This is a genomic window from Salinisphaera dokdonensis CL-ES53 (genome assembly GCF_040361215.1).
Classification (GTDB): Bacteria; Pseudomonadota; Gammaproteobacteria; order Nevskiales; family Salinisphaeraceae; genus Salinisphaera; species Salinisphaera dokdonensis.
In genome coordinates, this window is the sequence record NZ_APND01000005.1 from 275,591 (window position 1) to 300,814 (window position 25,224).

The 25,224-nt window shown below is 62.7% G+C and carries 16 protein-coding genes; 5 read left to right on the top strand and 11 right to left on the bottom strand.

The genetic code is table 11. The features are described from left to right. Window positions 1-573 precede the first annotated feature (573 nt). Window positions 574-3,789, top strand: a complete 3,216-nt coding sequence (gene putA, locus SADO_RS15925) for a bifunctional proline dehydrogenase/L-glutamate gamma-semialdehyde dehydrogenase PutA (protein WP_353113166.1) — start codon at window positions 574-576, stop codon at window positions 3,787-3,789. Window positions 3,790-4,072: 283 nt separating this feature from the next. Here the strand turns inward: putA and putP are convergent, their stop codons facing one another. The 4 genes from putP to hldE all read right to left on the bottom strand — a co-directional run bounded on the left by putP (window position 4,073) and on the right by hldE (window position 10,551). Beyond that, window positions 4,073-5,566 carry a sodium/proline symporter PutP gene (gene putP / locus SADO_RS15930; RefSeq protein ID WP_353113168.1) on the bottom strand — a complete coding sequence of 498 codons (1,494 nt, stop codon included), beginning with the start codon at window positions 5,564-5,566 and terminating at the stop codon, window positions 4,073-4,075. A 205-nt stretch (window positions 5,567-5,771) separates the two neighbouring features. After that, window positions 5,772-7,739 carry a CotH kinase family protein gene (locus SADO_RS15935; RefSeq protein WP_353113170.1) on the bottom strand — a complete coding sequence of 656 codons (1,968 nt, stop codon included), beginning with the start codon at window positions 7,737-7,739 and terminating at the stop codon, window positions 5,772-5,774. An 81-nt stretch (window positions 7,740-7,820) separates the two neighbouring features. Next, the gene (locus SADO_RS15940; RefSeq protein ID WP_353113172.1) at window positions 7,821-9,110 is read right to left on the bottom strand and encodes a 3-deoxy-D-manno-octulosonic acid transferase; all 1,290 of its coding nucleotides are present in this window, start codon (window positions 9,108-9,110) and stop codon (window positions 7,821-7,823) included. 1 nt (window position 9,111) lies between these two features. Continuing rightward, window positions 9,112-10,551, bottom strand: a complete 1,440-nt coding sequence (gene hldE / locus SADO_RS15945) for a bifunctional D-glycero-beta-D-manno-heptose-7-phosphate kinase/D-glycero-beta-D-manno-heptose 1-phosphate adenylyltransferase HldE (protein ID WP_353113174.1) — start codon at window positions 10,549-10,551, stop codon at window positions 9,112-9,114. Window positions 10,552-10,676: 125 nt separating this feature from the next. On the opposite strand from hldE, the gene SADO_RS15950 reads away from it, so the two are divergent. Beyond that, window positions 10,677-11,636, top strand: a complete 960-nt coding sequence (locus SADO_RS15950) for a lysophospholipid acyltransferase family protein (protein WP_353113176.1) — start codon at window positions 10,677-10,679, stop codon at window positions 11,634-11,636. Here SADO_RS15950 and SADO_RS15955 read toward each other — a convergent pair. The 7 genes from SADO_RS15955 to groES all read right to left on the bottom strand — a co-directional run bounded on the left by SADO_RS15955 (window position 11,606) and on the right by groES (window position 20,504). Next, on the bottom strand, window positions 11,606-12,337 hold the full coding sequence (locus tag SADO_RS15955; RefSeq protein WP_353113178.1) for a 3-deoxy-D-manno-octulosonic acid kinase: 732 nt from the start codon (window positions 12,335-12,337) through the stop codon (window positions 11,606-11,608). The two genes, SADO_RS15950 and SADO_RS15955, sit on opposite strands and share 31 nt — an antisense overlap. Before the next feature lie 25 nt (window positions 12,338-12,362). Continuing rightward, window positions 12,363-13,286 carry a branched-chain amino acid transaminase gene (locus SADO_RS15960; protein ID WP_353113180.1) on the bottom strand — a complete coding sequence of 308 codons (924 nt, stop codon included), beginning with the start codon at window positions 13,284-13,286 and terminating at the stop codon, window positions 12,363-12,365. A 112-nt stretch (window positions 13,287-13,398) separates the two neighbouring features. Then, window positions 13,399-14,370: an ADP-glyceromanno-heptose 6-epimerase gene (gene rfaD / locus SADO_RS15965; protein ID WP_353113182.1), complete on the bottom strand. Its 972-nt coding sequence runs from the start codon at window positions 14,368-14,370 to the stop codon at window positions 13,399-13,401. 7 nt (window positions 14,371-14,377) lie between these two features. Further along, window positions 14,378-15,478, bottom strand: a complete 1,101-nt coding sequence (locus tag SADO_RS15970) for a glycosyltransferase family 4 protein (RefSeq protein WP_353113184.1) — start codon at window positions 15,476-15,478, stop codon at window positions 14,378-14,380. A gap of 75 nt (window positions 15,479-15,553) precedes the next feature. Beyond that, window positions 15,554-18,337 carry a bifunctional [glutamate--ammonia ligase]-adenylyl-L-tyrosine phosphorylase/[glutamate--ammonia-ligase] adenylyltransferase gene (glnE, locus tag SADO_RS15975; protein ID WP_353113186.1) on the bottom strand — a complete coding sequence of 928 codons (2,784 nt, stop codon included), beginning with the start codon at window positions 18,335-18,337 and terminating at the stop codon, window positions 15,554-15,556. Window positions 18,338-18,509: 172 nt separating this feature from the next. Continuing rightward, window positions 18,510-20,159, bottom strand: coding sequence for a chaperonin GroEL (gene groL / locus SADO_RS15980; RefSeq protein ID WP_353113188.1), 1,650 nt, complete (start codon window positions 20,157-20,159; stop codon window positions 18,510-18,512). A 57-nt stretch (window positions 20,160-20,216) separates the two neighbouring features. Beyond that, the gene (gene groES / locus SADO_RS15985; RefSeq protein ID WP_353113271.1) at window positions 20,217-20,504 is read right to left on the bottom strand and encodes a co-chaperone GroES; all 288 of its coding nucleotides are present in this window, start codon (window positions 20,502-20,504) and stop codon (window positions 20,217-20,219) included. Between the two features lie 291 nt (window positions 20,505-20,795). Here groES and SADO_RS15990 point away from each other — a divergent pair, with 291 nt between their 5' ends. The 3 genes from SADO_RS15990 (at window position 20,796) to SADO_RS16000 (ending at window position 25,136) form a co-directional block, all read left to right on the top strand. Then, window positions 20,796-22,082 (top strand): acetyl-CoA C-acetyltransferase, encoded by a 1,287-nt coding sequence (locus tag SADO_RS15990; RefSeq protein ID WP_353113190.1) that lies wholly within the window; start codon window positions 20,796-20,798, stop codon window positions 22,080-22,082. A gap of 327 nt (window positions 22,083-22,409) precedes the next feature. After that, window positions 22,410-23,747 (top strand): sodium-dependent transporter, encoded by a 1,338-nt coding sequence (locus SADO_RS15995; protein WP_353113192.1) that lies wholly within the window; start codon window positions 22,410-22,412, stop codon window positions 23,745-23,747. Window positions 23,748-23,795: 48 nt separating this feature from the next. Next, on the top strand, window positions 23,796-25,136 hold the full coding sequence (locus tag SADO_RS16000) for an alanine/glycine:cation symporter family protein (protein ID WP_353113194.1): 1,341 nt from the start codon (window positions 23,796-23,798) through the stop codon (window positions 25,134-25,136). Window positions 25,137-25,224: the final 88 nt, after the last annotated feature.

Consider the following 25,224-nt stretch of genomic DNA (forward strand, 5'->3'; position numbering starts at 1 on the left):
AAACCCTTTGTTTTCTTAAAACCACTATATTTCGTAATATTTTCCGACAGATCGGTTGGGATTGTTGACCCTTTTTGAGCACAGGAAGGAAATCCGACTTTTCAAACGAGCGCATCTTTAATCGATTTCACTTGTACTTTCGCGCTTTGCCGCAGATCGAATGTGCCAGATAATTTATTTAAAAAAATGCCTAAAGCTACGCATTCATGGTGCACTGATGTCCTTTCATCCGCTGTCAAACGTCGAAATTCCTAACAGAAATTTTTTATAATTTTCTAGACTAGCTAGCAATTCCACCGCCCTTTTGCGCATTCGGGCATGTGCCTACGCGATGCATTGAAGGCCGCGGTCCAGGTTTCCCTGTGGCTTGGACAGCGGATAACAACCAGTCCTGTCACGGCCGTCACGGGGCAACACCTTGGTCGCGGGCGATTGTTTCACCGCTTGCCCTCCCCGATTCGGGCCAGAAATCCGCTGGGACCGTTGCCGGCGCAGATCCAGTGCAGCAGCACATTCGACGCCGCCGGCACAACGCGATAAATTGGCTCGGAATCGTTTATTTATAAGGCCTCCATGAATTATTCCCGCCCGAGCCAGATCGACGAAACGGCGTATCGGGGCGTCCTCGACACCTACCGATGCAACGAAGCCGAACAGGTCGATCGCCTGATCAAGATCGCCAAATTGGAACCGGCCATGAGTGGCCAGGTGGAATCCGAGGCCGGTCGACTAGTAAAGGCGGTTCGCAAGAAGAACTCCCACGGCAGCGGGATCGATGCGTTCATGCATGAGTACGAGCTTTCCAGTCAGGAAGGTGTCGTACTCATGTGTCTGGCCGAAGCCCTGCTGCGCATCCCGGACGACGCCACCGTCGACCGGTTGATCGACGACAAGATCGGTGGCTCCAACTGGGAGTCGCATCTGGGTGAGTCGAAGTCCTGGTTCGTGAATGCTTCGACCTGGGGCCTGATGTTGACCGGTCGAATCCTTCGCTACGAGGATGCGCCACAGCGCAACTTCCGCAGCGTACTGCAGCGCCTGGTCAAGCGCAGTGGTGAGCCGTTCATCCGCCAGGCGGTCAGCCAGGCGATGCGCATCATGGGCAGACAGTTCGTGATGGGCCGCACGATCGAGGAAGCGATCAGCAACGCGCGATCGCTGGAAAAGCGCGGCTATACCTATTCGTACGACATGCTCGGCGAGGCAGCGCGAACCGACAAGGACGCGCAACGCTATTTCGACGAGTACTGGCACGCTATCGAAGCCTGCGGTGAAGCCAGCCGCGAACGCGGCCCGGAAAAGTCTCCGGGTGTATCCGTCAAGCTTTCGGCCCTGCATGCACGCTACGAGCTCAGCCACCGAGAGCGCGTACATCGCGAACTGCTCCCGCGTTTGCTCAAGCTCGCCCGTCTGGCTGCGAAGCACAACATCAACCTCACCATCGATGCGGAGGAAGCCGCGCGGCTGGACCTGTCGCTCGAGCTTTTCGCCTGCGTGTCGCAGGAAGACGACCTATCCGAATGGCAGGGTCTTGGCCTCGCCGTACAGGCCTATCAGAAGCGCGCGCTCGATGTGATCGATTGGCTCGCGGATCTGGGTCGGCGCCATAACCGCCGGATCATGATTCGTCTGGTCAAAGGCGCCTACTGGGATACCGAAGTCAAGAAAGCGCAGGAAGCAGGCCTGGACGGCTACCCGGTGTTCACGCGCAAGCACAATACGGATGTGTCGTTCCTTGCCTGTACGCAGCGCATCCTCGCGGCGTCCGACGTGTTTTACGGCCAGTTCGCAACCCATAATGCGCATACCCTGGCCTACATTCGCCAGGCCGCAGGTGACCGCAAGGACTTCGAGTTCCAGCGCCTGCACGGCATGGGCGAAGACCTGTACGAAGAAATCGTCGAGAAAGGCGATAACCCTGCCCCCTGCCGTATCTATGCGCCGGTCGGCCCGCACGAGGACCTGCTCGCTTATCTGGTACGCCGCCTGCTGGAAAACGGGGCCAACAGTTCGTTCGTGAATCGGCTCGTGGACGAAAGCGAACCCGTCGAGGATATCGTCGCCGATCCGGTCATCGCTGCCGAGCAGCAAAGCGTGGCCCAGCATCCGCAGATTCCCATGCCGCACGAGCTCTACGGAGAACGTCGGCCGAACGCCAAGGGTGTCGATCTCTCGGATGTGCGAGAACTCGATGCGCTCGCGAAAGGCATGCGCGAAGCCGACGCCCGGGTCTGGCGGGTCGCACCATTGATCGACGGCAAAGCGGTAACCACCGACACTAAGGGCAAGGAACGCAGCACGCGCCCCATTCCCTCGCCTGCTGACACCGGCCAGACGGTGGGTGACGTCATCTGGGCCGACGAGAACGATATCGAGGCGGCGCTTGCCAGCGCGCACGGCGCAGCAGATCGCTGGAGCGCAACGCCCGGCGCCGAGCGCGCAGCTGTGCTGCGCCGCTACGCCGATCTGCTCGAACACCACACGGCCGAGTTGATCGCGCTGTGTGCGCGCGAGGCCGGCAAGAATATCGGCGACGGCGTGGCGGAAGTGCGCGAAGCCGTGGATTTCTGCCGCTACTACGCCTGCCAGGTCGAGGACGAGTTCGACGGCGAGAAACTGCTGCCCGGCCCCACCGGCGAGCGCAATACCTACCGCCTGGACGGTCGCGGCGTGTTCGTATGCATCTGCCCGTGGAACTTCCCGCTCGCCATCTTCACCGGTCAGGTTACGGCAGCATTGGCGGCCGGCAATGCGGTCATTGCCAAGCCCGCCGAGCAGACCAGCCTGATCGGCTATCGCGCGGTCGAGTTGATGCACGAAGCCGGCATCCCCGGCGACGTGCTTCACCTGCTACCCGGCGACGGCCCCTCCGTAGGCGCCAAACTGGTTGCGGACCTCCGGGTGGCCGGCATTGCCTTCACGGGCTCGCTGGCCACTGCCAAGGCAATCAACAAGACACTCGCCGATCGAGACGGTCCGCTCATTCCGCTGATCGCCGAAACCGGCGGCCAGAACGCCATGATCGTGGACTCCTCGGCACTGATCGAACAGGTCGTGGCCGACGTGATTCGCTCCGGCTTCCAGAGCGCAGGCCAACGTTGTTCGGCACTACGAGTGCTCTATGTCCAGAACGACATTGCCGACACGCTGCTGGACATGCTTTCCGGCGCCATGGCCGAGCTGTCCATCGGCGACCCGTGGAAAATCTCGACCGACGTGACCCCGGTTATCGACGCCGAAGCGCGCGACGGCTTGGCGGACTATGCCAAGAAGGCGAGCGACAAGCTCAAGACAATCTATACCTGCAACCTCGGCGAGCAGACCAGATCGGGCACCTATTTCGCCCCGCGTGCGCTGGCGCTTGAGAGCATCAAGGATCTCGGCGACGAGCAGTTTGGCCCGATCGTGCATGTCGTACGCTTCGAGGCAGAGCAGCTCGACGAGGTCGTCGATGACATCAACAACCTAGGCTATGGCCTGACCTTTGGCATTCACAGCCGAATCGATACCACCGTCGAACGCGTCGTACGCCGGATCAAGGTGGGTAATGCGTACGTCAACCGCAACATGATCGGTGCCGTGGTCGGCGTTCACCCGTTCGGTGGTGAAGGCCTGTCCGGCACCGGCCCGAAAGCCGGCGGCCCGCACTACCTGCATCGCTTTGCAACCGAGCGGGCCATCAGCCGCGACACCACGGCGGCAGGTGGCAATGCGTCGCTCATGTCGCTGGAAGAAGACGAGCCAACACACAACGAGTTCGTCACCCCGGAGCCGCAACGCTACGCCTGAGGCGAAGCGGAATACAAAAAGCCGGCGGTGCGAACCGCCGGCTTTCTTGTTTCTACTGGATATAAATCGGGCACAAGGCGAACGGCGTATCAAGGTCGGACAAGCGATCTGCGGCCTGCCGTGATCACCACCAGCTTCCCTCCCCAGCTTGGACCGAAAAGCCGCCTCCTGTTCAATCGAGGCACTCAATGCAGCCTTCCACCGGCTGCTAAGTTCTCGGTTCAGAAACCCCCGCCCACCATGGCCATTTATACAGCCATGACAGGCGGGCTGTGCGTCTTGGCTATCGGGCCTCCACCGCGCGGAACTCGCCGCTCGTCTGGGTTGCAAGACTGACGACATAGATCGCGAGCCAGGCCACGATGAAGCCGGGGATGATCTCGTAGATACCCGGGCCGCCCAGGAAGCTGCTGTTCCAGCCCATCGAGATCCACACAATCACTGTGGCTGCACCGCCGACCAGGCCCGCTACAGCGCCCGTGCCGGACATCCGCGACCACGTCAGCGACAAGATGATCAGCGGGCCGAAGGCAGCACCGAAACCAGCCCAGGCGTTACTGACCAGACCAAGCACCTGCGAGTTCGGATCGCTGGCAATAAAGGCTGCCACGATACCGACCAGCAGCACGCTGATACGGCCGATCATCACGCTCTCGCTTTCGCTTGCTTCCTTGCGCAGGAACAGCCGATAGAAATCCTCGGTGAGCGATGAGGACGCCACCAACAGCTGGCTGGAAATCGTACTCATGACCGCCGCGAGCAGTGCCGCGAACAGGAAGCCCGTCACCAGCGGATGGAACAGTAGATCGGCGAGCACGATGAAAATCGTTTCCGAATCGCCGACATCCAGGCCGTTACGCACGGCGTACGCGCGACCGAATACGCCCACGCAGACCGCACCGATCAGCGAGATGCCCATCCAGCTCATGCCGATATTCCGGGCTTTCGATACCTCGCCCACCGTGCGTATCGCCATGAAACGCACGATAATATGCGGCTGACCGAAATAACCCAGCCCCCAGGTCACGGCCGAAAGAAAGCCGAAGAACGTCAACCCGTTGGTCAACGACAGGAAGTTGGGATCGACCCCGGCCAGCGTCTCGGACGCTTGGGCAAAGCCCCCGCCGCCGCTGCCGAACAGCACGACCGCCGGCATGATGATCAATGCGAGCATCATGATCACGCCCTGGCAGAAGTCGGTCAGACTCACGGCCAGAAAGCCACCCACGACGGTATAGGCCAGCACGACAGCAAGCGTGCCCCAGATCCCGACCGAATAGTCGCTGAAGGAGGCAATGTTGACGACGTCCCCGAACGCGCTCTGCACCAGCTTGCCACCGGCCACCAGGCCGGAGGCGGTATAGACCGCGAAGAACACCACAATGATCACCGCCGACACGGTCCGGAGGGCCATGGCGCGGGACGGAAAACGCTTCGACAGAAACTGCGGAATTGTCAGGCTGTTGTCGTAACGCTCGGTCTGCTCACGCAGTCGCGGCGCGACAACGATCCAGTTCACGAACGCGCCGACGAAAAGGCCGATGCCGATCCAGGCTTCGACCAGTCCGGAGGCATAGAGCGCGCCGGGCAACCCCAACAGCAACCAGCCGCTCATATCGGAGGCGCCCGCTGAAAGCGCCGCTACGGACGGGCTGAGATTTCTCCCGCCCAGCATGTATTCCTCGGATGAGGATGTGGACTTGAGCCACGAATAAAAGCCGATGCCGATCATCAGCCCGAAGTAAAGGATCAGACTGATCCAGACGCCTATCGCCATGAGGTCCCCCCGTTTAAAAAACCATAGCTTGGCCAGAGTTTCACATCCTACCCCCGCTGTGAAGGGCGACAAGTGCCGCTCTCGCCTAGTGATTCGTCGTCAGAGCTATTCGGCAGCGGCGCGCGTCCAGCATCGCAGGGGATATCTCGCCGCCAAAAGAAACGCCGGCCCGAGGCCGGCGCTCTATCACCGTCGAAGCGGACGGTCAGTCGATGACCAGGCTGACCGAACCATCCGACTGATAGTCGAAGGCGAGAATGCCGGAAGACACCTGATCAGTGCTTTCGTCGTAGTACTCGTCGAACGCACTCTGACAATAATTCTTGGCATCGCGCACGACGACCTGCAGGTAGTAGCGCGTGCCCGGCGTCAAAGGCGTGCTCGGCACGGTCGACGTACCGACCAGCCCGTTCTCCTGATAGGTATCGCCGTCAAGAAGTCGCATGGGCTCATCGTCGGCGGCCGTGCAGGCATCGCCAGACCGGCCGGTTGCCAGCACCGGACTCGTCGATAACCGTACGTCGTAACGCAGGGCATCGCTCTGGATATCGTAGGAGGCATCCCAGCGCAGCACGACGTTGCCTCCTTGGTTTTCGGCGGCCATATAGACCGGCATGGGCCGTTCGAGCGTGGCGTCGTATTCTGCGCGCGCGGCGGCGATGGTGGCCGGCAGCCGATCGATCTCGGCCTGGATCTGGTCCGCCGCACTCCCCGAGCCTTGCAGCGGCAGATTGTTCAGATCCGGGTTTGTGGTCAGCACAGCCTTGATTTCGTCGATCGGATAACCGTCGATCAGACGCTGCACGTTCGCAGCCGTAACCTCTGCGCTTTGCAGGGCATCCAGTTTGGCGGTCAGCGCCTGCACGTTGCCGGCACCGGCTTTGATGTACTCACGTACCAGCACCATGCCCCACCAGTTGGCCAAGCCCTGCTGCCAGCGCGGCCGTATCGGGTTCTCGGCAGCCTCGTTGGGCTGGCCGTAGAAATCCCAGGCGCCGTCATAGTCCCATGGCGTGAAGTAGAACCGCTCGAAGTCCTCGACGCCATCGCCGTCGACATCCGCCGGACGATAAAGATAGAAGTTCTGTGAGTTGGTGTCCTTGTTGGACAACAGAATATTGATCGCAAGCCAGGTCCGGAAATTGTCCGGATGGAAATAGCGTGCGAAATCGGTGTTGAAATCGGGCTCACCGTCGTTGATCGCCTCGAGCATGGCGATCAGTACGTCGGTGTTTTCATTGTCGCCCTTGGATTCGAGAAGGGTCTCGAACTCGTCGGAGTCCGCATCGGCACGAATCAGAGGCGTCTCTTCGGGCGAAAGGAACTCGAACTGTTCTGCCTTGAAGATATTCGATTCCTCCAGCTGGCCGTGATTTTCTGCCCAGTCGTCATCCATGTATTCGACGTTGGTGAACAGACCGAAATCCTGCTCGCCCGCCGCCGGGTTGGCCTCGTCGGTCACGTACAGATGAATGAACTGGGTGCGCAGGCTCGGAAAGTCCGAGACCTGAGTGAACAGATCGAAAGCGAGCTTGTTGCGGATATGGCTTAGGTCGTAGGGATGCTTGTTGAGCTGGAAGCGCTCCATGCCAAACCAGTCGTCATCGAAGCCGTCGTCGTCCTCGTTGTCGAACTCGACCTTGTAGGACTTCTGTTTCGACTGGCGGGTCGACGCGCCGCGAACTTCCATTTCGCCGATGAACTTGAACTCGGTATCCGGGATGCTGGCCGTGATCTGCAGCTCCGGATCGAACGCGTCGCTGCCGTCGGTGTCACCGCGGTTGTCCGGGTCGTCGCCGCCATTGAGATCGGTAAGGGTGCAGCCTCGGTAGTCCTCTTCATCCTCGATCGTCGCCGGATCGTCTGCCTGGCAGGCATCGCTGGTGGGCGCCTTTATGGTGAGGTTGACCCGAATGATGTTGGCATCGTCGGGAAGCGCGTAGCTCACGGTTGCGGCTTCACCGGGATCGACGATATCGCCATCGGCATTGAGGCCGGGAACCTGTGATGGATCGGCGGTCGAGTCGCCGCCCGTTCCGCCACCGGCACTGCCGCCCCCACTGCCGCCATCATCATCGGAGCCGCCGCCTCCGCCACCGCAGGCACTCAGCCCGGCCGCCACGAATACCAGCATCCAGGGCGCAATTCGACGCGCCCAATTAGAGTTATTCATTGTTTTCCCCCTGTGCACACCGCGCGCTGCCGCGGCTAGAATGCTTCATATAGCACAGGCGGCGAATTTATTCGAAGCCGTTCAACCCGGGTGCCGGCCCAGCGCCGTCTCGATCAGCGCGATACTGCGATCCAGCGCGCCCTCTTGTTCGCGCACATGGGCCCGGCCGGCCGCGCCCGCGGCAAGCGCGCGATCACGGTCCAGTCCCCAGTGGCCGGCTGTGTCCGCCAACTGTGCGGGCGTCTTGCAGATACGCGCCGCGCCGCACCCGACGAGCCCGTCGACGATGTCCTGCCATTCTTCGATATAAGGGCCGACACAGAACGGGCGGCCCAGCGCGGCGGGTTCGAGCACGTTGTGGCCGCCGATGCCGGGCACGAAGCTGCCACCCACGACCGCGACGTCGGCCGCGCTGTAGAACATTGGAACCTCGCCGAGCGTATCGGCCAGCACGATATCCGTGGCCTCGCCCACGGCATCGCCGACGCTGCGGCGTGCGACCGACCAGGGGCTGGCTTCGAGCAGCGCCGCCACGGCATCGAACCGCTGGGGATGACGCGGCGCGATCACCAAAAGTCCGCCACAGTCGCGGGATCGCAGCCGTTCGAACGCCTTGAGCAGGATCTCTTCTTCGCCCTCGTGGGTGCTGGCAGCAACGACAATGCCGCGCGTATCGGCCTGCCATTGCCGGCGCAACGCCTTGCCGGCAGTCTCGGTATCGGCATGGTCGGGCGTGTCGTACTTGAGATTGCCGGTCGCCACCACGCGCTCGACCGGCGCACCGAGCGTCGCGAAGCGCTCTGCATGGGCCTCGCTCGCTGCGCCGATCGCGTCGATACGCGCGAGCATGAAGCGTGTCGCATTCGCCAGCGGCCAGCGCGCGTAGTGCTCGGCCGAGCGCTGGGACACGCTCGCGTTGACCAGCACCAGCGGCACATGGGCACGATCCGCAGCGGCGATCAGGTTCGGCCAGAGCTCGGTCTCGACCAGAATGCCGATACGCGGCGCAGCGGCTGCCATGAATCGACGCGTGGCGCCCAGCGTATCGAGTGGTACATAGCGGATACAGACACGATCACCGAAGCGTTTGATCGCGCGTTCGCGCCCCGTGGGCGTCATCGTGGTGATCAACAGCGTTGATTGCGGGAATCGCCGCTCTAGCGCTTCCGCTAGCGGTGCGATCAGCACGACTTCACCGACCGACGCCGCATGCACCCAGATCGCGTCCTTGGGCACGTCGTCAACAAGACCCAGGCGCTCGCCAAAATTCTGCCGGTACGCCGGTTCGCGTCGGCCGCGCCAGGCGAAATAGCCGAACACCAGGGGCAGCACGAGCCATGTGGCCAGACAGTAGACGGCCCGCCAGAGCATGTCAGTCGGTGTCGGGCGCGTCGTTCATGCGTTCAATGATCGCCGAGGTGGAATAACCATCGACGAAATCCAGGACTCGCACCTCGCCGCCTGCAGCGCGCACGCAGTCGCCACCGGCGATCTCGTCCGGCTTGTAGTCGCCGCCCTTGACCAGCACATCCGGACACAGCCGACAGATCACGCGCTCGGGCGTGTCCTCGGCAAAGGGCACAACCCAGTCGACCGCAGACAGCCCTCGCAGCACCTGCATGCGATGTTCGAGATCGTTGAGAGGACGCGACGGGCCTTTCAGGCGTCCGACCGAGGCGTCGTCATTCACCGCGACGATCAGCCAGTCGCCCAGCGCACGCGCCGCCTCAAGATAGGCGATATGGCCGGGATGCAGCAGATCGAAGCAGCCGTTGGTCATGACTACGCGTTCGCCACGCCCCCGCAGATCGGCGACGATGCCGGCGAGCGTGTCTTCATCAACCAGTCCCGCCGCGCTGCCGCGCTGGTTGCGCGCGGCGCGCTTGAGCTCGGCAGGTGTCACCGTGGCGGTACCCAGCTTGGCGACCACAATGCCGGCACCCAGGTTCGCAATGGCAGCCGCGTCGCCGAGTTCGAGGCCGGCGGCCAGTCCGGCGCCAAGGAGCGCGATGACCGTATCGCCGGCTCCGGTTACATCGAATACTTCCTGGGCCTGCGCCGGCAGGTGCAGATGGCCGGCCTGCGAGAACAGGCTCATGCCCTTTTCGCTACGGGTGACCAGCAGGCTGTCGACTTCGAGCCGCTCACGCAGCGCATCCGCGTTGTTCTGAAGGCTTGAGTCGTCGGTCACCGTGCCGGCTACGACTTCGAACTCGTGCAGGTTCGGGGTGATCATCGTGGCCAGCGTGTATCTCTGCCAGTCGCTGCCCTTGGGATCGACCAGCACCGGAATACCCAGCTCGCGTGCCGCCGCGATTATCGCCTCGACATCGGCCAGCGTGCCCTTGCCATAGTCCGAGCAGATCACAACGTCGGTATCGGCAAGCGCGGCACGATAGCGCGTCAGGAACGCATCGCGCGCAAAGGCGCCATCGAGCGCGAAGGACTTTTCAAAATCCAGCCGGATCAACTGCTGATTGCGGCTCATCACCCGCAGCTTCGCGATCGTGGGATGGCTTTTACTGATCAGTAGGTCCGGCGTCACGCCCTCGCGCTCGAGCAGCGCGGCGGTGGCTTCGCCGGGCTCGTCATCACCTACCACACCGATCAGCCGCGTATCTGCGCCGATACGGGCAAGATTGAGCGCAACGTTCGCGGCGCCGCCAAGACGGCGCTCCTCGTCGGCGATGCGCACCACCGGCACCGGCGCCTCCGGAGAGATGCGTCCGGTATCGCCGTACCAGTAACGGTCCAGCATGATATCGCCCACGACCAGGACACGGGCGTTGTCGAACGAGGGGATCGTCAGCATGCTTTCACCGGGCGAACAATTCGCGCATCATACAAACCCTGTTGCGCGCTGTGTAGCGCCGTTTTTCGCAACATCGTTGTCTTCCACGCCTATGATTGCCGACCGGCCGACCCGGCCCGCCTAGCATGGCTGATCCCGCCCCCGAAAAAGATGCCCCCAGCAGCCTGCGTGCGCCGCGTTACTGGGGCAGCTGGGTCCTGATGGGGCTCGGCTGGCTGCTGTCCCAGTTGCCTTACCGATTGCAGATGGGCATTGGCCGGTTCTTCGGCAACCTTGCCTACCACGTGATTGGCGAGCGGCGCCGTGTCGCCGACGTGAACCTGCGCCTTTGTTTTCCGGAGCTAGGCGAACGCGAGCGATATCAGATCCTGCGCGACCACTTTCGGTCGGTTGGCATGGGCGCGATCGAAACCGCGATCTGCTGGTGGGGTCCGACCGACAAGATCCAGTCGTTGGCCCATATCGAGGGGCTCGAGCATCTCGAAGCAGCTGCAGAACGCGGGCGCGGCATCATCCTGCTGTCGGCCCACTTCACGTCCCTCGAGCTGGGTGTACGCATGGCCAAGGGGCCGCTGCGCGAGCTCGGGTACGTGACCACGGCCATGTACAAGGCGCCACACGACCCGGTGGTCGACCACGTCATGCGCACCCGCCGCGAGGCGCATATCGGTGGGTCGAGTATCCGGGACGACGACGTCAAGGGGCTTTTGAAGGCGCTGCGACGCAAGGATGCTGTCTGGTATGCGGCCGACCAGAAACCGCCGAAGCGCCTGGGCGTTGTGGTGGATTTCTTCGGCCAGCCGGCACGCACGCATGTGGCGCTCAGCCGTCTTGCGCGCATGACCAAGGCCAGCGTGGTGCCGTTTTTCACCCTGCGCCGCGAAGACGGTAACGGCTACCGGCTGATCATCAAGCCATCGATCAGCGATAGCCTTGGCGAGGATGAAACCGCGGATGCCCAGCGCATCAATGCGATGATCGAGTCAGTGGTGCGCGAAGCACCCGCGCAGTACTTCTGGTTGCATCAGCGCTTCAAGCGCTCCGGCTACAATCCCTACAAACCGGCGGCGAAGACCGAGGTATAGCCACCACGCAACGCGGCCCAGTCGGCGTCGAGAAAGTGGAAATCCATCGAGGCGGCGCGGAATTTCTGCAGCGAACGGCGCAGGCGCTCGAGATTGGCTTCCCGCCATTTGCCGGGGCTGCGCAGGCGCGCCTTGTCGAAATCGATCAGATGAAACCCATCGCTGTCGTCAACCAGCACGTTGCGCGCATTCAGGTCCGCATGCCAGACGCCGGCACGGTGGAAACGCGCGAGCGTGCCACCCAGCGCCTGCCAGGCCGTCGACGCCAATGCAGACTGGGCCAGCCGATCGGCCAGCGGCCTGCTGGCCATGACCTGCGCGGTGATCAGATCGCCCCGATAGAACCCGAGCGACGACTGAATCCGTGCGGCAACTGGCGCAGGGACAGGCAGGTCCTGCTCGCGCAGCTGCGCGAGCATGCGAATCTCGCGAACCGGGCGCGTGCGCCCGAGTCCCGTATAAAGAAACCGATCAGTATTGATCTGGGCGAGCGCCCCGCCCCGACGGTTGTGTCGCAACACCCAGGGCACATCGCCCAGGCCGGCGAGGAAATAAGCCGTGCCGCGCCCCTGGGCCTCGGCCAGCAGCTCATCTCGCGCACGCCACCAGTCGGCGTCGAACAGTTCCGGCCGGGGTTCGTCGAGCTGCTGATCGTCCCAGACGAAACGCTCGCCCCGGATTGTCGCCTCACGCAAGGTCATGGCCGTCGACGGGCGACGCGCGCCCTCAGACGAACGTCAGCCAGTCCGCATGATCATCGCGACGCCCGCTCACCTGATCGAAATAACGCGACTGCAGCGCTTCGGTGATCGGGCCTCGCTTGCCCTCGCCGATGGTGCGATCGTCGAGCTCGCGCATGGGCGTAACCTCGGCGGCCGTGCCGGTGAGGAAGGCTTCATCCGCGATATAGACCTCGTCGCGGGTGATGCTCTTTTCGCGACACTCGATGCCCATCTCGTCGGCATAGGTCATGATCGTGCGCCGGGTGATGCCGTCGAGCGCGCTGGTCAGGTCTGGCGTGTAGAGCACACCGTCGCGGACGATGAACAGGTTCTCGCCGCTGCCTTCGGACACGAAGCCGTTGCAGTCGAGCATGAGTGCTTCGTCGTAACCGGCCTTGTTGGCCTCGGTCACGGCGAGCATGGAATTGAAGTACGGCCCGTTCGCCTTGGCCTTGGTCATGGCCGAGTTCACATGGTGACGCGAGAACGACGAGGTCTTCACGCGAATACCGCGGGTGATGTTCTCTTCGCCCAGATAGCTGCCCCAGGTCCAGGCCGCGATCGCGACATGCGAGGTCAGATCGTGAGCATGCAGGCCCATCGCCTCCGAGCCGTAGAAGACCACCGGACGGATATAGGCCGACTCGAGCTTGTTCTCGCGCACGACTTGGATCTGCGCAGCGCTGAGCTGCTCTTCGGTGTACGGCATCGGCATGCCGAGGATCTTGGCCGAGCGGCACAACCGCTTGGTGTGATCCTGCAGGCGGAAAATCGCCGTGCCCCGGTCGGTGTTGTAGGCGCGTACGCCCTCGAAGACACCCATGCCGTAATGCAGGGTGTGCGTGAGCACGTGAACCTTGGCGTCACGCCAGTCGACGAGTTCCCCGTCGAACCAGATCAGGCCATCTCGGTCGGCCATCGAAGTCATGTGCTCATCTCCTTGGGCTTGCAGGCATGCCGCGTAACGACTGCGGCAAGGCGCGCTATTTGACCATACCGGCGCCCATGCAGGCCAGTGTTATTGCTGCATTGCGCAGTTATTATTCCGAATGGTGGGTCGCATCGGCCGCGCCACGTTCGGCGAGCCAATCGAGATAACGGCGCACGCCCTCGTCCACGGTCGCGAACGCACGGCCGTAACCCGCTTCTCGCAAGGCATTTACGTCGGCCTGGGTAAAGCTCTGGTAGCGGCCGACCAGCGACTCCGGGAATTCGATATAGCGTTTCTCACCACGGCCGTACCAGCCGGTGACCGCATCGGCGACATCGTTGAACGTCTGGCTGCGCCCGGTGCCGCAATTGAAGATCCCGGACACGCCGGAATCGAGCAGCCATAGATTGACGTCGACACAGTCGCCAACATAAATGAAGTCGCGGCGCTGCCCGCCATCGTCGTAGCCGTCGCTGCCCTCGAAAAGACGGCACTCGCCGCCCTCCTCTATCTGGCGCGAGAAATGCCAGGCCACGCTGGCCATCTTGCCCTTGTGCTGCTCGCGCGGGCCATACACGTTGAAGTAACGCAGGCCGGCCACCTGGGAGTTCGTTTTCGCCGATTGCGCGCGTACGTACTGATCGAAGGCGAACTTGGAGAACGCATACATGTTGAGCGGGCGTTCGGCTGCACGCTGCTCCACAAAGTCCGGCCCCATGCCGTAGACCGACGCCGACGAGGCATAGATGAACGGTACGCCGCGCGCCACGCACCAGTCGTGCAGGCTCTTCGAGTAGCGGTAGTTGCGGTCCATCACATAGCGGCCGTCCCATTCGGTGGTATCCGAACAGGCGCCCTGATGGAACACGGCCGTAACGTCACCGAGCTCGTCGCCCGCCTCGACCCGGGCAAGCAGATCGTCGTATTCCAGATAATCGCTGAAGTCGAGATCGGCAAGGTTGAGACATTTGCGGCCGTCGGACAGATCGTCGACGACCAGAATGTCGCGCTCCCCACGGGCGTTGAGCCCGGCGACGATATTGCTGCCGATGAAGCCGGCGGCTCCGGTTACGATGATCACTGGCGCTCTACCTCGTGTGTCCAAGCTCTTGATCGCCGGCCGGCACGTCCACGCCAAGCTCCAGGCCCAGGGCCTGATACCAGCGCAGGTAGCGGTCGGCCATCGCGGCCGCAGTATACGCGAGCGATTTTTCGCTCGCCGCATTGGCCAGACGATAGGCCAGCTCGTCGTCGTCGCGAAGCCGCTGGAGCGCATCGGCCAGGGCTTGGGGCGAGCGCGGCGGCACGAGCAAACCATTGTCCTCGTCGCTCACGATATCGGGAATGCCGTCCACGTTGCTGGCCACGATCGGCAGCCCGGCGTACATGGCATCGAGCAACGCCGAACCCAGGCCCTCATGCACCGACGGGAAGGCGAAGATATCGAACGCGCCCAGGTGATCGCCGACGTTGTCGACATGCCCGGTAAACCGGATCGCGTCATTGTCGTCCGCGAGCGCGCGCAGCATCGCTTCGTCGCGCCCGCCGCCGACCAGTACAAAACGCCAGTCGGGATCACGCGCGGACAGGATATGTGCGGCTGCGATCAAGTCGCGCTGGCCTTTCTGACTGTCGTCGAGTGCACCAACGTGGCCGACCACGCAACCGCCGCCGAACTCAGAACGCAAGGCCGCAGCAGCCACCCGGTCGACCTGAAAGCTGCCGGCCGCGCTGGGGATACGCTCGGTTGACGTCCCCGGCGCGTACGCCTGCACGACTCGGTCGATTGCACGCGAAAGTACCGCGACGCCGCGCGCCTTGCGATACATGCGTCGGGTGAGCCAGCTCGCCGACGGAACGTTGTCGACCCGCCTGGTGAAGACATAATCACAGCCAACGAGGGTATGCGCGGCATGGGCGAAGTGCGCGCCCTTGCCATCGTGCGCGTGCAGAAAATCGCCGCGGACTTCACGTGCGTTCAGGGCAAATGGCTTGCCGATGGGCAGCCGCTCGAGGTCGGGCACGTCGGCGAGGCGCGCATGCAACGGCTCGTTGTGCCGCAACACCACCCGCTGACGCACACCGCGGGCCGCAAGTTCGCGAATCAAAAGCTCTGTCTGACGTTCGCCGCCACGAAAGCCCCGGGCGAGATTGACGTGGGTCAGGCGCGTTGCACGGCGTTCGCTCATGCTCTCCCTTTTCGTGCACGCGGCCGGCAACGGCCGCCGTCGGGCACGTATTGTGCCCGCCCCGATCGCTGTGGGCTAATCGCTCTCGGCAGCCGCGGCGTGGCCCGCGACCCAGCTCTGCCAAAGCGCGGCAACGCCGTCGCGCAGTTCGCGCATCTCGTCGGCGTGCATCATCGCGCGGTTACGCTGCAACGAATCCGCGTGGATACGCTGACGATAAAGGCGATAGGCACGTGTAAGTGTCTTCACATCATCGTAAGTGGCAATGCCCCCCGACTCGAGCGTTTCCAGCACACGGATGGCATCAGTGAAACGCAGCAGCTCCGGGCAGTCATGCCCGTAACGAAGCGCCGAGAACTGAGCGATGAATTCGATATCGATCAGCCCACCCGCCATCTGCTTGACGTCGAGCCAGTCCCCACTGGTCTCATCCTTCACCTTGCGCATGCGGTCGCGCATGTTGCAGACCTCGCGGGCCAGCCGGCCGACGTCGCGCTCGCGCCCGAGTACCTCGCGGCGAATCTCCGCAAAGCGTTCGCCAACGCCGGCATGGCCGCTCACATGCCGCGCCCGCACGAGCGCCTGATGTTCCCAGGTCCACGCCTGCTCGTTCTGGTAGCGCGCGAACGCATCGATATGGGTGACCATCATGCCGGCCTTGCCGCTCGGGCGAAGACGCATGTCGATCTCATAGACGCGCCCGGCCGCGGTCTGGGTGCTCAACACATGAATGAGGCGCTGGGCCAGCCGGGTGAAGAAGGCCTGATGGGTGAGCGTGCGATCGCCATCGGTCATGGCCTCTGTCTTGCCTGCGTAGACGAAGACCAGGTCGAGATCAGAGGTATAGCCAAGCTCCAACCCACCGAGCTTGCCGTACGCCACGATCGCGAAGGGTGCACGCTCGCCGTTGTCGTCGCGGGGCGTGCCGTAACGGCGTGTCATCTGGTGCCATGCCATTTCCAGCGCGGCATCGAGCACGACCTCGGCCAGTTCGGTGAGATGATCCGACACGATCATCAGCGGCATGGAGTTGCTGACGTCGGCGGCCGCGATCCGCAGGCTGGCGCTTTGCTTGAAGCGCCGCAGCGTATCCATGCGTAATTCGAGATCGTCCGCGTCGATCGCGGCGAGATCCTGCTCGAGATTCTCGGCCAGCTCGGCACGCCGTGGCGGCTTATAAAGCTGGCGCGGGTCGAGGAGACTATCCAGTAACGCCGGTTGCTCGCGGATGCGGCTGGTAATCCAGTCGCTCGCGGCGCACAGACGCATGAGGGTCGACAGCGCTGCAGGATGCTCGACCAGCAATGCCATATAGGTACTGCGGCCAATGATCGCCGACAGCACACTGATCGTGCGGGCCAGCGACTTGTCCGGGTCCGACGCCCGCGCCGCGGCACCGAAAAGCAACGGAATAAGCCGCGCGATCCAGCGACGACCACGGTCCTCCAACGAGCGATACAGGCTCTGGTCCTGCATTTCGGCGAGCGCGTCGCGCACCGCGTCGATATCCTTGATGCCATACTCGGCCAGTAACTCTCGGGCGGCATCATCGTCCAGATCGCCGTCCCAGAACGCACTCAGGGCCTGGCTTTCCTGATCGCGACCGGTATCGTCCGCCTGGGGCGAGACGAACACCTGCTCAAAGGCCTGATGTACGCCTTCTCGGGTTTCCTGCATGGCCTCGGCGAACGTCGACCAGTCGTCATAGTCCATCGACTCGGCGAGAGCCGCCCTGGCCTCAGCGGTTTCGGGCAGGTCGTGGGTCTGGCGATCATCCGCCATCTGCAGTCGATTCTCGGCGCGGCGCAGAAAGCGGTACGCTCGTTCGAGCTCACGGGCGGTATGCTCGGGCAGATGATCATCGCTGGCCAGACGCGCCAGCGTGGGAAGCAGGCGATTGTCCTGTAGCGACGGCTCCTGGCCACCACGGATGAGCTGAAACGCCTGAACGATGAACTCGACCTCGCGGATACCGCCACTGCCGAGCTTGATGTTGTCCTGCAGTTCAGCTCGCACGACCTGACGGTCGATGAGCGCCTTCATGTCGCGGATAGATTCGAAGGTGCCGTAGTCGAGATAACGGCGATAGACGAACGGCTTGAGACGACGGATCAACTGCGCGCCACCATCCAGATCGCCCGCTACCGGGCGTGCCTTTACCCAGGCATAACGCTCCCATTCACGCCCATGGGCCTGATAGTAGTTCTCCATCGCCCCGATGCTGGCGGTCAGCGCGCCGGCGTCGCCGAATGGGCGGAGACGCGTATCCACGCGATAGGCGAAACCTTCGCCCGTGGTCTCGCTCAGATTCTGCACCACGCGCCGTGCAACGCGCTTGAAGTAGCCGTCGGCATCGAGTGTGCGATCGCCGTCCGACTCGCCGGGGGCGCGATAGGCAAAGATCAGATCGATATCCGAGGAGAAATTCAGCTCGCCGCCGCCGAGCTTGCCCATGCCGATCACGATCATCTGCTGGGCATTGCCATCGGCATCGAGCAAGCGGCCATAGCGCTTCGCCACCTCGCGTTCGGCTTCCTGCAAGGCGGCCTCGATACAGCGATCCGCAAGCCGTGACAGCCCATCGAGGGTGGTTTCGAGCGTGTCGATATCGGCCAAGTCGCGCCAGGCGATCACGGCCATGGTTTCGTTCCGATAAGCGCGCAGCGCGGCCATGAAGTCTTCTCGCTCGGCATCCGGCGCATCGTCGACAACCAGCTCGTGCGCCGCATCCAGCCGTCCGTCTTCAGCGAGCGCATCCAGCCGCTCACCATGGGTTTCGCACCAGTCGGCAAGAAAGCCACTCCAGCGTCCGATGCGGGCGAGCGTGTCGTTGATGGCGGGCGATTCAGAAGCGGTCATGCGTTGTCCTTGAGGTCAACCTGGATCCAGAGAGCGGCAGGCGGGATCAGCCTAGCGGCAAGCCGCACTTATTGCATACCGGGCGCAAACGCCACGCATAAAAAAGCCCCGCCGAAGCGGGGCTCTTTGTTCACGCGGGATGGTTATCCCATGGGCGTGGAACGGCGATGATCTACATCATGCCGCCCATGCCGCCCATGCCACCCATGCCGCCCATATCCGGGGCACCGCCCTTGTCGTCCTCTTCGGGGACGTCGGCAACGGCTGCCTCGGTGGTAAGCATCAGGCTGGCAATGGACGCTGCGTTCTGCAGCGCGGTACGGCTGACCTTCGTCGGATCGAGAATACCCATCGCGACCATGTCACCGTACTCACCAGTGGCCGCGTTGTAGCCGTAGTTGCCTTCCTTGGAAAGCACTTCGTTGACTACGACGGACGGCTCGGCACCGCTGTTGAACACGATCTGGCGCAGGGGCTCTTCGACCGCACGACGCAGGATACGGATGCCCGCTTCCTGGTCCGGGTTGTCGCCCTTGGCCTTCTCGACCGCCTTGAGGGTGCGAAGCAGCGCTACGCCACCGCCGGGCACGATGCCTTCTTCGACGGCTGCACGGGTGGCGTGCAGGGCGTCTTCGACACGCGCCTTCTTCTCTTTCATCTCGACTTCGGTAGCGGCACCGACCTTGATCAGCGCCACGCCGCCGGCGAGCTTGGCCACGCGTTCCTGCAGCTTCTCCTTGTCGTAGTCCGAGGAGCTTTCCTCGATCTGCGCACGGATCTGCTTGATGCGCGCTTCGATATCCTTGTTGGAGCCCGAACCATCGATGACGGTGGTGTTCTCCTTGGAGATCTGAACCTTCTTGGCTTCGCCGAGATCATCCAGCGTGGCCTTCTCGAGGCTCATGCCGAGATCTTCCGAGATCACGGTGCCGCCGGTCAGCACGGCCATGTCTTCCAGCATCGCCTTGCGACGATCGCCGAAGCCAGGCGCCTTCACAGCTGCGACCTTGACGATGCCACGCATGTTGTTGACCACCAGCGTCGCCAGGGCTTCGCCCTCGACGTCTTCGGAGATGATCATCAGCGGGCGGTTGGCCTTGGCCACGTTCTCGAGCAGCGGAAGCATCTCGCGGATGTTGGAGATCTTCTTGTCATGAAGAAGGATGTACGGGTTTTCCAGCTCGGCCTGCATCGTCTGGTTGTCGGTGACGAAGTACGGCGAGAGGTAACCGCGATCGAACTGCATGCCTTCGACGACGTCCAGTTCGTTGGACAGGCCGGAGCCTTCCTCGACCGTGATCACGCCTTCCTTGCCGACCTTGTTCATCGCGTCGGCGATGATCTTGCCGATGTCGGCGTCGGAGTTGGCCGAGATCGAGCCGACCTGGGCGATCGCCTTCTCGTCGTCACACGGCTTGGACAGCTTGGCCAGTTCCTCGACGGCCGCATCCACAGCCTTGTCGATGCCACGCTTGAGATCCATCGGGTTCATGCCGGCGGACACGGCCTTCACGCCTTCGCGAACGATGGCCTGGGCCAGAACCGTAGCGGTCGTGGTGCCGTCGCCGGCGATGTCGGAGGTCTTGGAAGCGACTTCCTTGACCATCTGCACGCCCATGTTCTCGAACTTGTCGTCCAGTTCGATTTCCTTGGCAACCGACACACCGTCCTTGGTGATCGTCGGCGCGCCGAAGCTCTTGTCGAGCACGACGTTGCGGCCCTTCGGGCCGAGCGTGACTTTTACTGCATTCGCGAGCGTGTTGACGCCGCGGACCAGACGCGAGCGCGCGTCTTCGCCAAAACGTACTTCTTTAGCTGCCATTGCTAGCTTCCCCTAATACTTGTTCGATAACGGTGGACAGGAGTGGACCGGCCTGTTTCAGGCCACCACCGCCAAGATGTCGTCTTCACGCATTACCACGACTTCGTCACCGTCGATCTTGATTTCGGTGCCCGAGAACTTGCCGAACATGACTTTGTCGCCGACCTTGACTTCAGGTTTGCGGGTTTCGCCATTGTCCAGCGGTTTGCCGTTGCCTACGGCGACGACTTCACCACGCTGCGGCTTCTCGGCCGCGGTGTCGGGAATGACGATCCCACCGGCCGTCTTCTGCTCTTCCTCGAGCCGTTTGATGACGACGCGGTCATGTAAAGGACGGATATTCATGCCACCCTTCTCCTCGAAACGTTGGTTGTAGATCAAATGTCCTGCCCGACGTGCCGGATCGACCGCCGGGCGAGACCGCCACCATTGACGGTCTCAATCACCGCCATTGATGCGGGCACCCCAGACCCTTTCAAGAGCGCGCCCGGTTTTTTTTATCCTGACCAGGGTTATGGAAGCCCCTGACCGAGCTGCGAATTTGAAAGGGCGCCTTGTCACTTTGCAGTGCAACATTTATCTTGTTCGCATCAATCAACCGCGCCGGCATTTCGCTCGGCGAACTCTGGAGGAGTCATGGCAGACAACATGCCGCGTCGCGTCGCCATCATCGGTGGTGCACGTATTCCCTTCTGTCGCTCGAATACCAAGTATTCCCATCAGTCCAACAAGGACTTGCTGACAGCCTCGTTCAAAGCGCTGTCCGAGAAGTACAAGCTCGCCGGCAAGCAGATCGGCGAAGTCGCCGCCGGCGCGGTGCTCAAGCATTCGCGCGATTTCAATCTGGCCCGCGAAGCGGTGCTGGGAACGGATCTCGATCCGCATACCCCGGCGTTCGACGTGCAGCAAGCCTGCGGCACCAGCCTTGAGGCCACGCTTCTACTGGCCAACAAGATCGCCATGGGCCAGATCGAATCCGGTATTGCCGGCGGCGTGGACACGACCTCCGATGCGCCGATCGCGCTCAACGAGGATCTGCGCAAGATCCTGCTCGACGTCAACCGCGCCAAGACCGGTACCGAGCGTGCGCGCCTGTTCGCCAAACTGCGCCCGCGCCATCTCGTACCGAGCTTCCCCGGCGTCGGCGAGCCGCGCACCGGCCTGTCCATGGGTGAGCACTGCGAGCTCATGGCCAAGGAATGGAAGATCTCGCGCAAGGCGCAGGACGAACTGGCCGTCGCCAGCCACAAGAACGCCGCCCAGGCCTATGTGGACGGTTTCTATGACGACCTCGTCTTCCCGTACCTCGGCGTCGAGCGCGACAACAACCTGCGCGCCGATACCAGTGTCGACCAGATGGCCAAGCTCAAGCCAGCCTTCGACAAGGAAAACGGCACCCTGACCGCGGCCAACTCCACCCCGCTGACCGACGGCGCCTCCAGCGTGCTGCTCACCAGCGAGGAATACGCCGAGGAACACGGCCTGCCGGTGCTCGCCTACTTCACGCCGTATTCGCGTACCGCGGCGGTCGACTTCGTCGACGGTGGCGAAGGCCTGCTGATGTCACCGACCTATGCCGTGGCCGACATGCTCGACGCCGCCGGCCTGACCCTGCAGGACTTCGACTTCTACGAGATCCACGAAGCCTTTGCCGCACAGGTGCTGTGCACGCTCAAGGCCTGGGAGTCCAAGAAGTACTGCAAGGAGCGTCTCGGTCGAGACACGCCGCTGGGTTCCATCGATACCGCCAAGCTCAACGTCAAGGGCTCGTCGGTCGCACTCGGCCACCCGTTCGCCGCGACCGGCACCCGGATCGTGGCCACGCTGGCCAAGATTCTCGACGAGAATGGCGGCGGTCGCGGCCTGATCTCGATCTGTGCTGCTGGCGGTCAGGGCGTGACTGCGATTCTGGAAAAGCCGTAATCTCGAAAGACGACTGATCCGGCATCACTGCCACATGAAAGGCGGGCCTTCGGGCCCGCTTTTTCTTTGTCTGGTCGCCGCGTTGCACGCCCTTGTTACGGCGATACGGGACACACCCGCACAAAGATGGCAGGATAACGACAAGCCGTTTTCAACGAACGGTATTGGGGGTAAAACACGCGTATTCCGGCCTCGCTCACCCTTCGAGTGTGAGTTGAACCGAGCTGGAAAACCGCTGCAGCAGATACGGCGCTGGCCGCGCCGTCGGGGAGCAACAGGAATGAACAAGCGAGCGATCGTCGTAACTGTCGAACGGATGGTGTGGGTATGACTGCCGTACGCGAACATTGGGGCAGCCGGATGGGCTTTATCATGGCCTCCGCGGGTTCGGCGGTTGGCCTCGGTAATGTATGGAAGTTTCCCTACATGGCCGGCTCCAATGGCGGCGGCGCGTTCCTCATCATCTATCTGGGCTGCGTGCTGTTCTTCGGCCTGTCGCTGGTGATGGCCGAATTGGCCATCGGACGCACGACACAGCTCAACCCGGTGGGCGCCTTCCGCAAGCTCGCCGGACGCAGTTGGTCGGTTGTTGGCGGACTGGGGGTTGCGACCGCTTTCATCATTCTGTCGTTCTATGTCGTGGTGGCCGGCTGGACGCTGGCTTACGTCGTGTTCATGGCGGCCGATACCTTCGGCGGTCTGAACGTCGATCAGAACACCACCATATTCACCCAGTTCGTTTCCTCGCCTGTACAACCGCTGGTGTATGCCGCGGTGTTTACGGTCGCGATGATCGGCGTCGTGCTGGGCGGCGTCGCCTCCGGCATCGAACGCGCATCCAAGTGGCTGATGCCGCTGCTGTTCGTTCTGTTGGTTGTTCTGGCGATCCGCTCCGTCACCCTGCCCGGTGCCGGTGCCGGCATAGCGTTCTACCTGATGCCCGACTGGAGCCAAGTCACCGCCGGCACCTGGGGCGGCGCGGTGAGCCAGGCGTTCTTCTCGCTGTCGCTGGGCATGGGCGCCATGCTCACCTACGGCTCGTACATGTCGAATGAGCAGAACCTGCCGCGCGATGCGTCCATGGTCGTAGGCCTGGATACGCTCGTCGCGCTGCTCGCGGGTCTGGTCATTCTGCCGGCGGTCTTTTCGGCCGGCCTCGAGCCCGGCGCCGGTGCCGGTCTTACTTTCATGACCCTGCCCGCGGTGTTCGCGGAAATGCCGGCGGGCACGATCTTCGGTATCGCCTTCTTCGTACTGCTGGCGATCGCCGCACTGACCTCGGCCGTCTCGCTGCTCGAAGTGGTGGTGAGCTATTTCGTGGACGAGAAAGGCTTCAGCCGAACCATCGCAGCATCCGGGGCGGGTCTCGTGATTTTCATGATCGGTATTCCCGTGTCCCTTTCGCAGGGCGTCTGGTCAGACGTCACCATCGCCGGCAAGAGCTTCCTGGATTTCGCGGACTTCATGACATCGTCCGTGATGATGCCGATCGGCGGCCTGTTCATCGCCCTGTTCGTGGGCTGGTTCATGGGCCCGCGTGCGGTCGAGGCACTGAAATCGCATCCCGAACAGTCGATGCCGCTGGCCGGCCTCTGGCTGTTCATCCTGCGCTTCGTGGCACCGCTGGGCATTGCCTGGATTCTGATTCAGGGCTTTTTCGGCTAACGTCAATCAATCACGGCCGTTTCACCGTTTTTCCTGGGGGAATCGATCATGGAAACGCTATCTAACGTGCTCGGCACCATCAGCAGCTGGGTCTGGGGCCCGGTAATGCTGATCCTGCTACTGGGCACCGGCATCTACCTGACCTTCGGTTTGCGCGGCATTCCGCAGCGCAAGCTCTTCTACGGCTTCTCGATGATGTTTGCGGGCCGCAAGGAGACCAAGGAACCGGGCGACATCACCCCCTTCCAGGCGCTGGCAACGGCGCTGGCGGCAACGGTCGGCACCGGCAACATCGCCGGCGTGGCTACCGCTATTCATCTTGGCGGCCCCGGTGCGATCTTCTGGATGTGGGTCACGGCCATCGTCGGCATGGCCACCAAGTACGGTGAAGCGGTTCTGGCGGTCAAGTATCGCGAGACCAACGCCGAAGGCCAATATGTCGGCGGGCCGATGTACTACATCCGCAACGGTCTCGGCGCGAACTGGAAATGGCTCGCCTTCGCCTTTGCCCTGTTCGCCACCGTGGCGGCGTTCGGGATCGGCAACACGGTGCAGTCCAATTCCGTATCCCAGGTCTTTCGTGAAACTCTGAGCATCCCGTCCTGGCTGACCGGCCTGGTACTGGCTGCGGGCGTGTTCGCGGTGATCATCGGCGGCGTGCAGCGCCTGGCCCGGGTCACCGAGAAGCTCGTGCCGATCATGGCCATCATCTACGTGCTGGGTGCGGCGCTCGTGCTGCTGCTCAATGCCGGTGAAGTACCGGCGGCCATCGGCCTGATCTTCTCCGACGCATTCACCGGTACCGCTGCAACCGGCGGCTTTGCCGGCGCGGGCATCATCATGGCGATCCGTTTCGGCGTGGCCCGCGGCATCTTCTCCAACGAGGCCGGCCTGGGTAGCGCGCCGATCGCCCACGCCGCCGCGCGTACCAACAGCCCGGTGCGCCAGGGCGTGGTCGCCATGCTGGGCACGTTCATCGACACGATCATCGTCTGCACGATGACCGCGCTCGTGATCATCGCCACCGGCGCCTGGTCGTCGGGCACCACCGGCGCGCAGCTCTCCGCCGAGGCCTTCACCACCGGCATGCCGGGACCGGGCGGCTGGATCGTGAGCTTCGGGCTGGTGATCTTCGCCTTCTCGACGATGCTGGCCTGGAGTTACTACGGTGAGCGCAGTGCCGAGTACATCTTCGGCTCGAAGGTGATCACGCCCTATCGCATCCTCTGGGTGATCGCGGTATTCGTGGGCGCCATCGCACAGCTCGATTTCGTCTGGCTGGTCGCGGATGTCATGAACGCCATGATGGCGATTCCAAACCTGATCGCCCTGGTGCTGCTCGGACCGGTGGTGTTCAAGCTCACACGTGCGTACTTCAACAAGACGTAATGTCCGGTTGAGTCGATGAATAAGCGCGGGATGCCGCCTATCGGTTGCATCCCGCGCCATCGTCCCTACGTATCGTATGCCGCCATAC

Excerpts from the sequence above, each read along its gene's own strand:
- SADO_RS16000 (WP_353113194.1), top strand. The coding sequence starts at position 23,796 with ATGGAAACGCTATCTAACGTGCTCGGCACCATCAGCAGCTGGGTCTGG.
- SADO_RS15940 (WP_353113172.1), bottom strand. The coding sequence starts at position 9,110 with ATGCTCTGGCGGGCCGTCTACTGTCTGGCCACATGGCTCGTGCTGCCC.
- SADO_RS15960 (WP_353113180.1), bottom strand. The coding sequence starts at position 13,286 with ATGACTTCGATGGCCGACCGAGATGGCCTGATCTGGTTCGACGGGGAA.
- glnE (WP_353113186.1), bottom strand. The coding sequence starts at position 18,337 with ATGACCGCTTCTGAATCGCCCGCCATCAACGACACGCTCGCCCGCATC.
- SADO_RS15995 (WP_353113192.1), top strand. The coding sequence starts at position 22,410 with ATGACTGCCGTACGCGAACATTGGGGCAGCCGGATGGGCTTTATCATG.
- groES (WP_353113271.1), bottom strand. The coding sequence starts at position 20,504 with ATGAATATCCGTCCTTTACATGACCGCGTCGTCATCAAACGGCTCGAG.
- SADO_RS15990 (WP_353113190.1), top strand. The coding sequence starts at position 20,796 with ATGGCAGACAACATGCCGCGTCGCGTCGCCATCATCGGTGGTGCACGT.
- putA (WP_353113166.1), top strand. The coding sequence starts at position 574 with ATGAATTATTCCCGCCCGAGCCAGATCGACGAAACGGCGTATCGGGGC.
- SADO_RS15955 (WP_353113178.1), bottom strand. The coding sequence starts at position 12,337 with ATGACCTTGCGTGAGGCGACAATCCGGGGCGAGCGTTTCGTCTGGGAC.
- hldE (WP_353113174.1), bottom strand. The coding sequence starts at position 10,551 with ATGCTGACGATCCCCTCGTTCGACAACGCCCGTGTCCTGGTCGTGGGC.
- SADO_RS15970 (WP_353113184.1), bottom strand. The coding sequence starts at position 15,478 with ATGAGCGAACGCCGTGCAACGCGCCTGACCCACGTCAATCTCGCCCGG.
- SADO_RS15950 (WP_353113176.1), top strand. The coding sequence starts at position 10,677 with ATGGCTGATCCCGCCCCCGAAAAAGATGCCCCCAGCAGCCTGCGTGCG.
- putP (WP_353113168.1), bottom strand. The coding sequence starts at position 5,566 with ATGGCGATAGGCGTCTGGATCAGTCTGATCCTTTACTTCGGGCTGATG.
- SADO_RS15935 (WP_353113170.1), bottom strand. The coding sequence starts at position 7,739 with ATGAATAACTCTAATTGGGCGCGTCGAATTGCGCCCTGGATGCTGGTA.
- groL (WP_353113188.1), bottom strand. The coding sequence starts at position 20,159 with ATGGCAGCTAAAGAAGTACGTTTTGGCGAAGACGCGCGCTCGCGTCTG.